The sequence below is a fragment of the Variovorax endophyticus genome (assembly GCF_025376855.1).
Classification (GTDB): domain Bacteria; phylum Pseudomonadota; class Gammaproteobacteria; order Burkholderiales; family Burkholderiaceae_C; genus Variovorax.
Map to the genome: position 1 here is coordinate 126,109 of NZ_JAHUTH010000011.1, position 13,945 is coordinate 140,053.

At 70.4% G+C, this 13,945-nt stretch carries 13 protein-coding genes and 1 pseudogene; 3 read left to right on the forward strand and 11 right to left on the reverse strand.

Going from position 1 to position 13,945, the window contains the following annotated elements; translation table 11 throughout:
• Positions 1–23 precede the first annotated feature (23 nt).
• Positions 24–1,031, reverse strand: coding sequence for a 2Fe-2S iron-sulfur cluster binding domain-containing protein (locus KV106_RS16640; RefSeq protein WP_261211156.1), 1,008 nt, complete (start codon positions 1,029–1,031; stop codon positions 24–26).
• A 23-nt stretch (positions 1,032–1,054) separates the two neighbouring features.
• Positions 1,055–2,044, reverse strand: coding sequence for a Bug family tripartite tricarboxylate transporter substrate binding protein (locus tag KV106_RS16645; protein WP_261211157.1), 990 nt, complete (start codon positions 2,042–2,044; stop codon positions 1,055–1,057).
• A gap of 174 nt (positions 2,045–2,218) precedes the next feature.
• Between KV106_RS16645 and KV106_RS16650 the strand changes: the two genes are divergently transcribed.
• The 3 genes from KV106_RS16650 to KV106_RS16660 all read left to right on the forward strand — a co-directional run bounded on the left by KV106_RS16650 (position 2,219) and on the right by KV106_RS16660 (position 4,537).
• Positions 2,219–2,983 (forward strand): IclR family transcriptional regulator, encoded by a 765-nt coding sequence (locus tag KV106_RS16650; RefSeq protein ID WP_261211158.1) that lies wholly within the window; start codon positions 2,219–2,221, stop codon positions 2,981–2,983.
• 65 nt (positions 2,984–3,048) lie between these two features.
• Entirely contained in the window at positions 3,049–3,327 is a 279-nt protein-coding gene (locus KV106_RS16655) for a helix-turn-helix domain-containing protein (protein ID WP_261211160.1), read from the forward strand.
• Complete coding sequence (locus KV106_RS16660; RefSeq protein ID WP_261211161.1) at positions 3,317–4,537, forward strand: type II toxin-antitoxin system HipA family toxin; 1,221 nt, start codon at positions 3,317–3,319, stop codon at positions 4,535–4,537. Before KV106_RS16655 ends, KV106_RS16660 begins: the two co-directional genes overlap by 11 nt.
• Before the next feature lie 18 nt (positions 4,538–4,555).
• Here KV106_RS16660 and KV106_RS16665 read toward each other — a convergent pair whose 3' ends face one another.
• The 9 genes and pseudogenes from KV106_RS16665 to KV106_RS16705 form a co-directional block, all read right to left on the reverse strand.
• A complete protein-coding gene (locus tag KV106_RS16665) occupies positions 4,556–4,933 on the reverse strand; it encodes a VOC family protein (RefSeq protein WP_208512416.1) in 378 nt (125 codons plus the stop codon).
• A gap of 31 nt (positions 4,934–4,964) precedes the next feature.
• A complete protein-coding gene (locus KV106_RS16670) occupies positions 4,965–6,437 on the reverse strand; it encodes an SRPBCC family protein (RefSeq protein WP_261211163.1) in 1,473 nt (490 codons plus the stop codon).
• The gene (locus KV106_RS16675; protein ID WP_057592685.1) at positions 6,437–6,877 is read right to left on the reverse strand and encodes an SRPBCC family protein; all 441 of its coding nucleotides are present in this window, start codon (positions 6,875–6,877) and stop codon (positions 6,437–6,439) included. The genes KV106_RS16670 and KV106_RS16675 overlap by 1 nt, the downstream gene beginning before the upstream one ends.
• A 3-nt stretch (positions 6,878–6,880) precedes the next feature.
• Positions 6,881–8,569 carry a flotillin family protein gene (locus tag KV106_RS16680; protein ID WP_261211164.1) on the reverse strand — a complete coding sequence of 563 codons (1,689 nt, stop codon included), beginning with the start codon at positions 8,567–8,569 and terminating at the stop codon, positions 6,881–6,883.
• A gap of 17 nt (positions 8,570–8,586) precedes the next feature.
• Positions 8,587–9,417, reverse strand: coding sequence for a phosphoenolpyruvate hydrolase family protein (locus tag KV106_RS16685; protein ID WP_261211165.1), 831 nt, complete (start codon positions 9,415–9,417; stop codon positions 8,587–8,589).
• 27 nt (positions 9,418–9,444) lie between these two features.
• On the reverse strand, positions 9,445–10,662 hold the full coding sequence (locus KV106_RS16690) for a Tm-1-like ATP-binding domain-containing protein (RefSeq protein WP_261211255.1): 1,218 nt from the start codon (positions 10,660–10,662) through the stop codon (positions 9,445–9,447).
• Between the two features lie 537 nt (positions 10,663–11,199).
• Positions 11,200–11,697, reverse strand: a pseudogene (locus tag KV106_RS16695) (ABC transporter ATP-binding protein); the annotation flags it as partial.
• Positions 11,697–12,518: an ABC transporter ATP-binding protein gene (locus tag KV106_RS16700; protein WP_261211167.1), complete on the reverse strand. Its 822-nt coding sequence runs from the start codon at positions 12,516–12,518 to the stop codon at positions 11,697–11,699. The gene KV106_RS16700 and the pseudogene KV106_RS16695, both read right to left, overlap by 1 nt.
• A 156-nt stretch (positions 12,519–12,674) precedes the next feature.
• Positions 12,675–13,937 carry an ABC transporter substrate-binding protein gene (locus tag KV106_RS16705; RefSeq protein ID WP_261211168.1) on the reverse strand — a complete coding sequence of 421 codons (1,263 nt, stop codon included), beginning with the start codon at positions 13,935–13,937 and terminating at the stop codon, positions 12,675–12,677.
• Positions 13,938–13,945: the final 8 nt, after the last annotated feature.

The window sequence follows — 13,945 nt, forward strand, 5'->3', positions numbered from 1 at the left end:
GTGGGGAATCGGAAAGCGGCGCTTCAGTTGAAGCGTTCGCAGAGCATGTCGGCGCGCGCCAGGCCGGCCGAGGCCGCGGCACTGCGGCCGGCCTCGACCATCGGCGGCGGGCCGCACAGGTAGATGCGCGTGGCGGGATCGAGCGCGAGCGTGCCGATCAGGTCGGTGGCATAGCCGCCATGGCAGGCGTCGCCGGGCTCGGCCTCGGCGGCCAGGCGCACCTCGAGCGCCGGCAGCCGTTGCTTGAGCTGTTCGATGCGCTCGAGCGCGAACAGGTGGGCGCCGGTGCGCACGCCGAGCAGCAGCGTGGTCGGCTGCATCGCCGCGCCTTCGCGCGCGGCGATCGCCTCGAGCATCGAGAGGAAGGGCGCGAGACCGGTGCCGCCGGCCACGAACAGGCGCGGCCGCGGTTCCTGGCGCAGGAAGAAGCTGCCGCGCGGCTCGCTGAGTTCGAGCGTGGCGCCGACCGCGGCCGACTGCGCGAGCCAGCTCGAGAAGGCACCGCCGTCGACCAGCCGCACGTAGAACACCAGCGTGCTGTCGCCCGAGGCATTGGCCATCGAGTAGGAGCGCCAGGCCTCGCTGCCCGCGGCGCGCAGGCGCACGTACTGGCCGGGCTGGAAAGTCACGGGCGCATCGACGCGGACCTCGAGCCGCATCGTCTCGAGCGCCACGCGCTCGATCGCGCTGACCGTGCCCGCGATCGGCGGCGGCTCCTCGGCCGTGGCCTCGGAGAGGTCGTAGGGCAGCTCGATCACGCAGTCTTGCGTCGTGACGCGCGAGACGCAGCACAAGGTGGCGCCGTCCGCGCGGTCGGCATCGGGCAGCACGGCGCGGTCGTAGTCGCCGAGTTCGACGCTGCCGCAGACCAGCTGCGCGGTGCAGGTGCCGCACTGGCCGTTGCTGCAGTCGGTCAGCAGGTGGAGCCCGGCCTCGGCGGCCGCGGCCACGACGGTGTCGCCGGGATTCGCATCGACGCGGCGCGTGCCGCCATCGGCGAAGAGCAGGGTGATCGCGACGCTGGCGCTCATCGTTGGCTCCTTGGGTGCGCCGGTCAGTCGACCTTGAGGTTGGCGTTCTTCGCGAGCGCGGTCCAGCGCGCGATGTCGGCGGCGATCTGCCTGCCGAAGGCCGCGCTGTCGACATGGCCCGGCTCCATGCCGAGGGCCTGCAGCTTCTTCACCGTGTCGGGCTCGGCCAGCACTTCCTTGAGCGCGGCGCGGATGCGGTCCGCCACCTCGGTGGGCGTGCCCGCGGGTGCCACCAGGCCGGTCCAGATCGGCACGTCGTAGCCGGGCGTGCCCGACTCGGCGATGGTCGGCACGTGCGGCAGCACGCTCGAGCGCTTGGCTGTCGTCACGGCCACGGCCTTGAGCCGGCCGGCCTGGATCTGCGGCAGCACCGCCGCGATGTCGAGGAAGCCGAGGTCGACCTCGTTGCCCAGCAGCGCGGTGATGACCGGCCCCGTGCCCTTGTAGTTGACGTGCGTGAACTTCGCACCGCCCTCGCTCGTGTAGAGCTCGGCCGCGAGCTGGAACGAGGACGAGGCCACGCCGTGGTTGAGTCCGCCGGCCGGTGCCTTGGCCGCGAGCGCCTTGAGCTCGGCCATGGTCTTCGCGCTCGACGCGGCGTTGGTCGTCACCACCAGCGGGAACGAGCCCAGCAGCGCCACCGGCTGGAAGTCCTTGACCGGGTCGTAGGGCAGCTTGCCGTAGACCGCCGGGTTCACCGTCATCGCGCCCGACGAGGCCACGAACAGCGTGTAGCCGTCGGCCGGCGCCTTGGCCACCAGCTCGGCCGCAATGATCGAGTTGGCGCCCGCGCGGTTGTCGACCACGAAGGACTGCTTGAGCCGCTCCGAGAGCTTGACCGAGATCAGCCGGGCCAGGATGTCGTTGGTGCCGCCGGGCGCGAAGCCGACCACCACGCGCACCGGCTTGTCGGGGTAGGCGGCCTGCGCGGGCGCGGCCAGGGCTGCAAGAAAGAGGGCGGCGCCCGCCAGCAGAGAGCGGCCGCGGAGGCGGGAAGGGGTGGCGGGGTTCATCGTGTCTCCAATCGCTTGTCGGTGCGTTTTGTCCATTGTGTGGACTGTACGCTCATTATACGGACAAGATTCGATCGCGCAATCGGGCCGCGCCGGCGCGGCCGTGCGGCGCGGGGAGGGGATCGGGCGGGAAGCGAAAATGCCGCGATGCAAAGCGACGACACAGGAGGGGCCATGGAGCCGAAGGAGAAGAATTCGGAGAACGTGCGCGCGGTCAACCGCGCCCTCGACATCCTTCTGGCGTTCACCAAGGACGACGCCGAGCTCACCGCCGGCGAGCTGCTGCAGCGCGTGGACCTGAGCCGGCCCACGCTCTACCGGATCCTCTACACGCTCGAGACCAAGGGCTTCATCGTCTCGGTCGGCGACCCGCAGCGCTTCCGGCTCGGGCCCTCGGTGGCGCGGCTGTCGCACGTGTGGACCGAGACGCTGGACCTGTCGGCGCTGGCCGAATCGATCATGCGCGGGCTGTGGAGCGAGACCCGCGAGACGGTCGCGATGTTCGTGGCGCAGGGCGAGATGCGCCTGTGCCTGGCCGAGATGCCGAGCCCGCAGCCGCTGAACTTCAAGCGTGGCGTCGGCTACACCGAGCGCATCGCGCGCGGCGCCAGCGGCCGCGCGATCCTGGCCTTCATGCCCGGTGCCGACGAACGGCTGGAGCAGTACACCAGGGACCTGAAGATCGACCTCAAGAAACTGCGCGCCGAACTCGAGCGCACGCGCGAGCGCGGCTATGCCGTCAGCCGCGACGAACTGATCGAAGGCGCCGTGGCCGTGGCCGCGCCGTTCTACAACGGCCGCGGCGTCGCGGGATCGATCGGCATCTTCGGCCCGGCCGCGCGCATCGGCGAAGGGCATGTGGATGCGCTGGGGCGGCAGGTGGTCGAGGCTTGCGCGCGGCTGTCGCAGGCGTTGGGGGTGAAGGGGGCGGTCCCGTAACGGATCTTCTTCGAAAGTGTCCTGGATAATGGACATTTTCTGGATTTTTCCGGAAAATGTGGCGTATGCAGGACAAAATCAGGCTGCCTATCGACCTCGGCCAAGCCATTCAACGCGCGCGCAAGGAAGGCCGCCTGAAGGCGACCGACATCGCCGCGCGCTCCGGCCGCGCGCGCAACGTCCTCTATCGGCTCGAACGCGGGGAGGACATCACCGTCGCATCGCTGCTGGACATCCTGCGCGCCATGGATCTCACGATCCGCCTGGAGCGCCTGGGCATGCCCACGCTGGAGGAAGTCGCGCAGCGCTTCGGGCAGGACGAGGACGACGACGATGCTTCCTGAAAAGATCAGGCAGCTCGAGGTCGAGATCGCCGGCGCGCCGGCCGGCCAACTGCTCAAGCATTCGATCTACGAGTTCCGGTACCTGGACAGCCAGACTGAGCAGCCCTCGGTCGCATTGCTCATGCCGCCGACCCGGCCGACCTACCAGGACGGCAACCTCTTCGCGGTGATGGACCAGAACCTGCCCGAGGGCGATCTGTACCTGCGGCTGCGTGCCATGTTTCCGAAGCAGGAGCTGACCCCGATGCACCTGCTCGCGGTGGTGGGGTCGAACGGTATCGGCCGGCTGGGCTTCCGGCTGCCGGGGGCGCCGGCGCTCGCCGCGCCCCGGCTCATCGACCGCAAGACCTTGCTGGCCACCCGCTACACGCCCGAGGTGTTCGACGAACTGGTGCGGGCGTACATGAGCACCGGTGCCGGCATCGGCGGCATGCAGCCGAAGATCATGGTGCCGGACCGGGTCAGCGTTCCGGTGCCCACCATCATCGTGAAGGCGGCCGCGCCGTCCTACCCCGGCCTGTCGGCCAACGAATTCCTGTGCCTGACAGCGGCCGGCCACGCCGGCATCGAGACACCCACCTTCGACCTCTCGGACGACGGACAACTGCTGCTGGTCGACCGCTTCGACATCGCCGCCGATGGCTCCCGCATCGCCTTCGAGGACATCGCGGCGCTGATGGGGCTTCGCGTGCGCGATATCCAATCCGACCGGAAGTACCACGGGAGTTACCAGCGCATCGCCGAGCTGATGCGGTACCTCCAGTTGCCGATCGAAAACCTCGAGCGTTTCTTCGAGCAGGTTGCTTTCAGCGTCATGGTGCGCAACGGCGACGGCCATCTCAAGAACTACGGCATGCTCTATACCTCGGCGGCCGACTGCCGCCTCGCGCCGATGTTCGACGTGGTGACGACGTCCCTCTACCGGTACACGCGCTACGAAGGCGGACCCGAGCTCGAGGACCGCACATTGGCCCTCAAGCTCTTCGCCGGCAAGGGCCACACCAAGGCCTATCCGACGACCGAGGAACTGCTGCAGTTCGGCAGCAAGGTCTGCGCGGTCGCGAAGCCGGAAAGGGTGCTCGCGCGAATCGCCGAGGGAATGGGCAAGACACTGGACCTGGCGGCCCGTGACCCGCGGATTCCCAAGGAGCTGCTGGCACAGATGCGAGACATCTGGAGCGATGGCATGGCCCACGCCAAGGGTCGGTAGGCCAGCGGAACACCTGTCCTAAAGCGTCTCCGCCGGATCGAAATCCAGCTCCACCTTCGCCCCGTTCGGATCGTGGCAGAACAGCTGCCAGGTCCCCGCGCCCGCCTGCTGCCGCAATTCGTACTTCACGCCCGCCGCGTCGAAGCGCGCTTTCACCGCGCGCAGGTCCTGCGCCGTGAAGGCCATGTGGTCGATGACGCCGGTGCGCTGCGCGGGCACGGGCCGGCCGAAGTACAGGTGCAGCACGGCCTGCGGCCCGCTGCCGTAGAGCCAGGCGCCCGGAAAGCCGAGGTCGGGCCGGTGGCCCACGCGCAGGCCGAGCAGGCCGGTGTAGAAGTCCAGCGTCTGGCGCTCGTCTTCCGCGGTGACGGTGAAGTGGTTCATGCCGACGATCACGGGCGTTCTCCTTGCATAGCGTTAACAGGCCCTAGGCCAGCAGAACCAAGGCGCCGATGCTGGCGCGCGATTCGAGGCGTTCATGGGCGCGCGCCGCGGCATCGAGCGCGAAGCGTTCGATCGGCGGCTTGCGGATGGCGCCGCTGGCGAGCGCATCCCACAGGCGCTGCGCGCGCTCGGCCAGTTGTGCGGGCGTGGCGACGTAGTCGAACACCACGGGCCGCGAGAAGCTCAGCGACTTGGCGATCAGCAGGTCGGGCGGCAGCGCGGCCAGCGCGCCGCTGGCCTGGCCGAGGCTGATCCAGTGGCCGCGGCGCGCGAGCGCCGCATGGTTCTCGGCGCGCGCGGCCTCGCCGAGGCCGTCGACCAGCACGTCGACGCCGCCGCAGGCGCGCTGCACCGCATCGGCGAAGCGGTAGTCACGCGTGACGATCACGTGCTCGCAGCCATGGTCGCGCGCGACGCGGGCCTTCTCCTCGCTCGAGACGGTGCCCACCACGACCGCGCCGAGGCTGCGCGCCCAGGAACACAGCAGCAGGCCGACGCCGCCGGCCGCGGCATGCACGAGGATGCGCGTGCCGCGCTGCACGCGGCCGAGGTCGCGCAGCAGGTAGTCGGCCGTGAGGCCCTTGAGCAGCAGCGCCGCGGCCTCGTCGTCCTCGACGGCCGCGGGCAGTCGAACCACCCAGTCCGCGGGCACCGAGCGCACGCTGCGGTAGGCACCGGGCATGGGCCCGAGGTAGGCCACGCGGTCGCCGGGAAAGAGGCCGCTGACGCCGGGGCCGACATCGATCACGCTGCCGGCCGCCTCCATGCCGGGCACGCCGGGCGCGCCCTCCGACACCGGCAGCATCGACGGCATCCAGCCGCGGCGCAGGTAGACGTCGAGGAAGTTCACGCCGATCGCGCGCTGGCGGATGCGCACCTCGCCCTCGGCCGGCGCCGCCGCTTCGTCGTCGCGCGGGCGCAGGACCTCGGGGCCGCCATAGGCTTCGAGGCCCACGCCGCGCCGCGGCAGCGCGAGCGCGGCCGATGCGGCGATGCCCACGGAAGACGTGGGCGCCCCGCGCTCCAGGTAGCGCCGCAGGTTCTCGAACCCCGCCTCGTAGACGCCGCGCGCCACCGTGTCACGCAGCTCGCGTTCGCGGCCCGGCGGCGTGGCGAAGGTCGATTCCCAATGCCAGAAGGTGCGGTCGCCATCGGTCACGGGCTTCAGGGTGACGGTGGCCACGTAGCGCTGCAGCGGCAGGGTGGCCTCGACGATGCAGTAGGTGCTTTTGTGCTCGCTGTCCGACAGGCTCAGCAGCTGCTCGCGGATGCGGTTTCCGTCGCGCAGCGTGAAGCTGCGCACGCAACCCACCTGGTCTCCGCGCTCGTCGCCCTCGATGCGGCTGGCCTCCACCACCTCGTGCCAGTCGGCATGGCTGTTGAAGTCGCGCAGCACCGCCCACACGCGCTCGATCGGCGCGTCGATGACGGTGGAGCGCACGACCCGCTGCAGCATCAGCGTCCCCCGAAGTGCCGCTTCAGCGCATCGAAGCCGCCCTGGAACACGCCCTCGCCGATCGAGTCGGCCAGCTCGCGCTCGCGGTGTTCCTCGCAGTCGAACTCGGCGCTCCATTCGGCGAAGCAGCGCCCGCCGTCGGTCACCGGCGTGAGCTTGAGCGTGGCGGTGTAGTGGCTCACGCCCATCGGGCTCTCGAGGATCTCGTAGCTGCAGCTGTAGTCGTAGTCCGAGAGCGCGAGCAGCCGCTCGCGGATCATGCCGCCGTCGCGCAGGTGGAAATGGCGGATGCAGCCCACGCGGTCGGCCGGCTGGTTGTTCTCGATCCGGCTGTCGGCGATCAGCGGATGCCATTGCGGCAGGCCGTTGAAGTCGCGCACGCGCGCCCACACGTTGTCGGCGCTCGCGTCGATCACGCTCGAGACGTAGACGTTCACCATGCCTTATTCCTTGGGCGTGCCGGCGCCCAACGCGGCACGCGCGCCGCTGCTTTCGTTGACCAGCTTCTGAATGTCGCCGCCCTCGATGCCGATTTCGCGCAGCAGCTGGTCGACCAGCGGCGCCTGGGCCCGGAAGCGCAGCGCCGAGTTCACCAGCCCGTCGGCGAAGTTGCCGCCGCCCTCGGCATTGCGCGCGCCGCCCGAGGAACCGCCGAAGCCGTCGACCTGCAGGATCTTGATGCCCTCGATGCGCTCCATCGGCCGCACCGACTCGCGGATGATGCCCTCGGCTTTCTCCACCAGCCGCATGCGCAGGGCCGACAGGCGCGCCTCGGGCGTGAGCATGTTGTGCGCCTCGTTCATCCAGCGCGCGGCCTCGGCCTCGATCTCGGCGCGCACGCGCGTGGCATCGGCGCGGATCTTCTCGGCGTCGGCATCGGCCTCGGCCTGGGCGCGTAGCGCGGCGCCGCGGTGCGCGCTCGCGTCGTGCTCGGCCTGGGCCGCGGAGGTCAGCCGCAGCGCCTCGCGCTCGGCGACCAGCGCGGCCGCGATCAGCTCGATGGTCTTCTTGCGCTCGGCGCTTTCGACCTCGCGCGCCGTGAACACCTTCTCCTCGGCCGTCACCGCCTGGGCGCGCGCGGCCTCGGCCTCAGCCTGGGCCTCGCTCTGCGCCTTGCTCTCGCGCGCCACGGCGATCGAGCGCTGCTGCTCGGCCAGCTCGAGCGAGGTGCGGCGCTCGAGCTCGGCGCTCTGGATCGCGCGCTCCTTGCCGATGCGCTCCTCCTCGATGGTCTGCTCCGAGCGGATGCGCGCGGCATCGATGCTCTGGCGCGCCGCGATCTGCGCGCTCTCGGCATGCTGCTCGCGCTGCGCGCGCTCGATCGCCACCTCGGCGCGCTGGCGCGAGCGCGCCATCTCGACCTCGCGCTGCTGCGTCAGCCGCGCATGCTCGCTCTCGCGATCAATCTCCAGCGACAGCTTCTCGGCCTCGAGGTTCTTGTTGCGGATCGCGATCAGCGTGTCCTGCTCGACGTCGTTGCGCTGCTTCTTGCGGCGCTCGATCTGCTCGGTCAGCCGCGTCAGGCCCTCCGCGTCGAAGGCATTGCTGGGATTGAAGAACTCCATGCCGGTCTGGTCGAGCTGCGTGAGCGAGGCGGCCTCGAGCTCCAGGCCGTTGTTGGTCAGGTCCTCGGCCACCGCCTCGCGCACCCGCTTGACGTAGGCGCCGCGCTTCTCGTGCAGTTCCTCCATCGTCATCTCGGCCGCGGCGGTGCGCAGCGCGTCGACGAACTTGCCCTCGACCAGTTCCTTGAGCTGCTCGGGCTCCATGGTGCGCAGGCCCAGCGTCTGCGCGGCCACCGCCACCGACTCGGCCTTCGCCGCCACGCGCACGTAGAACTCGGCGATCACATCGACGCGCATGCGGTCCTTGGTGATCAGCGCCTTGTCGCGCCCGCGGCTGACCTCCAGCCGCAGCGTGTTCATGTTGACCGGGATCACGTCGTGCACGATCGGCAGCACGAAGGCGCCGCCGTCGAGCACCACCTTCTGGCCACCCAGGCCGGTGCGCACGAAGGCGCGTTCCTTGGAGCTGCGCAGGTAGAGCCAGTGCAGCAGCCAGACGACGATCGCGACCGCGATCGCCACCACCAGCAGCCCGAGGATGAAACTTCCGAATTGAGAACCTGACATGGATGTCGTCTCCTGGTTTATCGCGTGATCTGAACGAAGCGGCGCGTGGTCTCGGTCAGCGCCACCTCCGCGGGCAGGCGCTCCATCGAGCTGGCGCCATAGAAGCCGTCGCAGGCGGGGCAGCGCGCGAGCACGTACTGCGCATCCTCCGGCGTGGCGATGGGGCCGCCGTGAAAGAGCACGATCACCCCGGGGTTCACTTCCTGCGCGGCCGCGGCCCAGCGGTTGATCAGCGGCACGCAGTCGTCGAGCTTCAGCGACGTCTCGGCGCCGATCGCGCCGCCGGTGGTCAGGCCCAGGTGGCACACGACGATGTCGGCGCCCGCGCCGGCCATGGCGCGCGCATCGGCCTCGCCGAAGACATAGGGCGTGGTCAGCAGGTCGAGGGCGCGCGCACGCGCCACGAGTTCGACCTCGAGGCCGTAGCCCATGCCGGTCTCCTCGAGGTTGGCGCGGAAGGTGCCGTCGATCAGGCCCACGGTCGGGAAGTTCTGGATGCCCGAGAAGCCCAGCGCGATCAGCCGGTGCAGGAACTCGTCGGGGATCATGAACGGGTCGGTGCCGTTCACGCCCGCGAGCACCGGCGTGTGCTTCACCACCGGCAGCACCTCGCGCGCCATCTCGCAGACGATCTCGTTGGCATTGCCGTAGGCCATCAGCCCCGCGAGCGAGCCGCGCCCGGCCATGCGGTAGCGGCCCGAGTTGTAGATCACGATCAGGTCGATGCCGCCGGCTTCCTCGCACTTGGCCGACAGGCCGGTGCCGGCGCCGCCGCCGATCAGCGGCCGGCCCGAGGCGATCTTGGTGCGGAAGCGCTCCAGCAGCGCGGTGCGTGAGATGCGGGTCATGGGGGCTCCTCCTGGGTTGTTCTTCGCTCATGCGCGGCGCGCGCCGGGCGCGGCCCGCGAGACCTCGCGCCAGGCCTCGACCAGCGCATCGGCGAAGGCTTCGTCGTTGATGTGCAGTGGCAGCCGCTTGAGCTGACGGTTGGGTCCGGGCCTGAAGCCGGCCTCGAGCGCGGCGAACAGCGCGCGGTCGGCCTCGGGGTCGTGGAAGGGCTGGCCCGGCCGGTCGATGGCGGAGACGCCGCCTTCGGGAATGAGGAATCGCACCGGCCCGCGCATGGCATTGAGCTTGGCGGCGATGAACTCGCCGATGGCGCGGCATTCGTCGGCCGTGGTGCGCATCAGCGTCACCGTGGTGTTGTGGCGGTAGAGATTGCGCGCCCGGAAGCGCTCGGGCACGGTCTCCCAGGCGCCGAAGTTGACCATGTCGAGCGCGCCGCACGAGCCCACGTAGGGCAGTGCGTGGCGCGCGAACACGTCGAGCCGGTCGGGCCCGGCCGACAGCACGCCGCCCGCGATCTCGTCGGCCACCTCGGTGGTCGACACGTCGATCGCACCCGCGAGCAGGCCCGAGTCCGCGAGCTTCTCCATCGACTGGCCGCCCACGCCGGTGGCATGGAACACCAGGCAGTCCCAGTCGTCCTCGAGCCGCCGCGTCACGGCCTGCACGCAGGGCGTGGTCACGCCGAACATCGTGAGGCCGATGGCGGGCCGGGTCACGGCCGACACGGAAGCCGGATGCGCCACCATGCCGGCCAGTGCGTTGGCCGCGTTCGACAGCACGCTCTCGCTGATGCGGTTGATGCCCTGCACGTCGGTGACCGAATACATCATGCAGATGTCGCTCGGGCCCACGTAGGGCCGCGTGTCGCCGCTGGCCATGGTCGAGACCATGAGCTTGGGCACGCCGATCGGCAGCGCGCGCATGCCCTGCGTGGCCATCGAGGTGCCGCCCGAGCCGCCGGCCGAGATCAGGCCGCCGAGGTCGCGCCGCGTGCGCAGGAAGGCCTCGAAGGCCAGGCCCATGGCGGCGGTGGCGCTGCCGCGGTCGCCGCTGAACACCGCCGACTCGCCCTTGGGATGGTGGCGCGCCACCTCGCGCGGATGCACGCTCGCGGGCGAGGGCTTGCCCGAGGTCGAGAGGTCGACCGTGACCACGCGCAGGCCCAGCCGCTCGATGCACTGGCGCAGGAAGAACAGCTCGCGGCTCTTGGTATCGAAGGTGCCGGCCACGTAGGCCGCGCGCACGCTGCTCGCGGCCACCGGGAAGTCGAACACCTGGCCCGAGGCGGCCGCGGGCTGCGCCGCTTCGGGCGCGGGCTCGGGCGGTGCGATCAGGCGCGGGATGTCGGCCGCGGGCGCGGCCGTGCCGCCGGCGTTCCAGCGCGTGAAGCCGCGCACGCTGGCCGGCGCGAGGTCGTCGAGCGAGGGCGCGCCGTCGCCATGGGCGCGGCGCACGGTGTAGACGCGCGGCGCGTTGTCGCGGCCGTCGTCCCCGCCCGCGCGCGGCGCCGGCTGCTCCGGCTCGGCCTCGTCGCCATGGCCGCCCGAGCGCACGCCCAAAAGCTTCTCCTGCAGCTCGCGGTCGGCTGCGAGCTCGGCCGCCGGCATCTCGCGCGCGATGCGGCCGTTGACCATCAGGCCGATGCGGTCGGCCACCGAGATCGCCACGCCGAGGTTCTGCTCGATCAGCAGCACCGCGATGCGGCCCTCGGCCGCGAGATCGCGCAGCGCCTGCGCCACCTGGTCGACGATGACCGGCGCCAGGCCCTCGGTCGGCTCGTCCATCACCAGCAGCTTGGGGTTCAGCAGCAGCGCGCGGCCGATCGCGAGCATCTGCTGCTCGCCGCCCGAGAGCTGGGCGCCGCCGTTGCCGCGCCGCTCGGCCAGCCGCGGGAACATCGCATAGACGCGGTCGACCTCGCGCCGGCGGCTCGCCACCAGCCGCAGCGTCTCGTCGACCGAGAGCGAGGGCCACACGCGCCGGCCCTGCGGCACGTAGGCGATGCCGCGGCGCGTGATCTCGTTGGGCGCCAGGCCCAGGATCTCCTCGCCGCCGAAGCGCACGCTGCCGCGCGCCGGCACCAGGCCGGTGAGCGCGTTGCACAGCGTGGTCTTGCCCATGCCGTTGCGTCCGACGATGCCGAGCACGCCGCGCTCGATCGACAGGCTCACGCCCTGCAGCGCATGGGCACGGCCGTAGTAGACGTCGAGGCCCTCGACCACCAGCGCGGTGGACCGGCCGGCTGCCGTGTCGCGATCGCCGCCGCCGAACCAGGCCATCAGTGCTTGCTCCCCATGTAGATCGCCTGCACCTGCGCATCGCCCTCGATCTCGGCCGGGCTGCCGGTGCGCAACACGCGGCCGTTGTGCATCACCGTCACGCGGTCGACCACGCGCAGCGCGATGTCCAGGTCGTGCTCGATCAGCACGAAGCTCATGTGCGCGGGCAGCGAGGTCAGAAGCGCCACCAGCTCGCGCCGCTCGGCCGGCGAGAGGCCGGCCGCGGGCTCGTCGAACAGGATCAGCCGCGGCGCGCCGGCCAGCGCCATGCCGATCTCGAGCTGGCGCTGCTGGCCGTGCGCGAGGTTGGCGACCTTCTCGTCGGCGATGTGCGCGAGGCGCGCGCGTTCGAGCAGGTCCTCGGTCGCGCGCGTGCTGGCATGGCCGGCGCCGGGCCGGCGGAAGCTGAAGCGGCCGCTGGCCACGCCGCGCACCGCGAGGAACAGGTTGTCGCGCACCGAGAGGTCGCGAAACAGCAGCGAGGACTGGTAGGTGCGCCGCAGGCCCTTGCGGATGCGGTCCTGCGGCGGCAGGTCGGTGATGTCCTCGCCGAAGAAATGGATGCGTCCCGCGGTCGGCGGGAAGTCGCCCGTGATGGCGTTGAACAGCGTGGTCTTGCCGGCGCCGTTCGATCCGAGGATGGCGTACTTCTGCCCCGCCGTGACCGCGAGCGAGACGCCGTCGACCGCGCGCAGCGCACCGAAGGCGCGCGTCACGCCGTCCAGGCGCAGCGCATCGCCCGACAGGAGCTGCGTGCTCCCGCCGCGCGCGGGTTGGGGCGTGCGCGAAGCGGGCGGTCGCAGCGTGGTGATCGTGGCCATCTCAGCTCCGTGTGGGGCGATGTCTTGCTCCTTCCCCCTCTGGGGGAAGGCCGGGATGGGGGCGGTGCCCGACAAACGCCGCGCGGTCGCGCAGGCCGTCGTGCCCCCACCCCGGCCCTCCCCCAGCGGGGGAGGGAGAAAGACCACCGGTGTGAATCACGTGCGGCAATCCGGCACGTCGCGCGTGCCCATCCCCATCTTCTTGAACTCGGCCTCCGACAGCCCCAGCGTCTGCGAGATGTTCGGCACCGACTTCACGACCTTGTTGTAGAACGAGCCGTCGGGCGCCTTGCTCACCTCGGTGATGTAGGTCGTGCCCACGCCGTTGCGGTTTGCATCGATCTTCACGTCGCCGGCCGGGCCCTTGAAGTTGGTCTTCTGCAGCGCCTCGCGGTAGGCCTTCTGGTTGTTCGACAGGTCGCCCTTGACCGCGTCGAGCGCATCGAGCGTGGCCTTGGTGTTGATGTAGTAGAGGTAGGCGAACAGCGACGGGCTCGGGAAGCCGTCCTTGAAGCTGGCCTTGTAGTCGGCCACGAACTTCTTCCACTCGGGCGTGTCGATCGAGTCGGCCATCGGGCCGGCCGAGGCCGTGCCCAGCAGCGATTCGCGGCGCTTGCCCTTGAAGTTCAGCACCGTCTGGTCGACCGTGATCGAGCCGCCGATCATCGGCTTGTCGCCGCCGGCCTGCTCGTACTGGGTCAGGAAGTTCACCGCGTCGGAGCCGCCGAGCACCACCAGCAGCGCATCGACGTTCTTCGGGATCTTCGCGATCACCGAGGCGTAGTCCTTGGTGCCCAGCGGCACCCAGGCCTTGTCGACCACCTTGCCGCCCTTGGCGCAGTAGCTGGCCATGAAGCCCTGCACCTGCGAGTAGGGGAAGCCGTAGTCCTCGGCGATCAGGAAGGTGCGCTTGTAGCCCTTGGACAGCGCATGCTCGCCCAGGCCCACCATCCACTGCGCACCCTCGGTGTTGAAGCGGTAGAAGTTGGGCGCCGGGTCCTGCAGCGTCGCGGCCTGCGCGCCGGCCGAGCCGTTGATGAAGGTGACGTTGGGTTGCGTCTTCGCGTAGTTCTTGACCGCGATGCCCTCGTCGCCCGACAGCGGGCCGATCATGATCTGCACCTTGTCCTGCTCGACCGCCTTGCGCGTCGAGTTCACGGCCTTGTCGGGCGTGGCGTCCGACGAGACCTTCACGAACTCGATCTTCTTGCCGCCGGCCATGCCTTTCTTTTCCTTCAGCGCAAGGTCGGCACCGCGCATGCCGTCCTGGCCCGGCGCCGCGAACGGTCCCTCGAGCGAGGCCAGCAGGCCGATCTTGAGGGTTTCCTGCGCCTGCGCGAGGCCCGCGGCCCCGGCCATCGCCAACATTGCAGCGGCGGCGACGATGCCGCGTCCGAACGCCTTCTCGACTCTCTTCATGTCTCGCT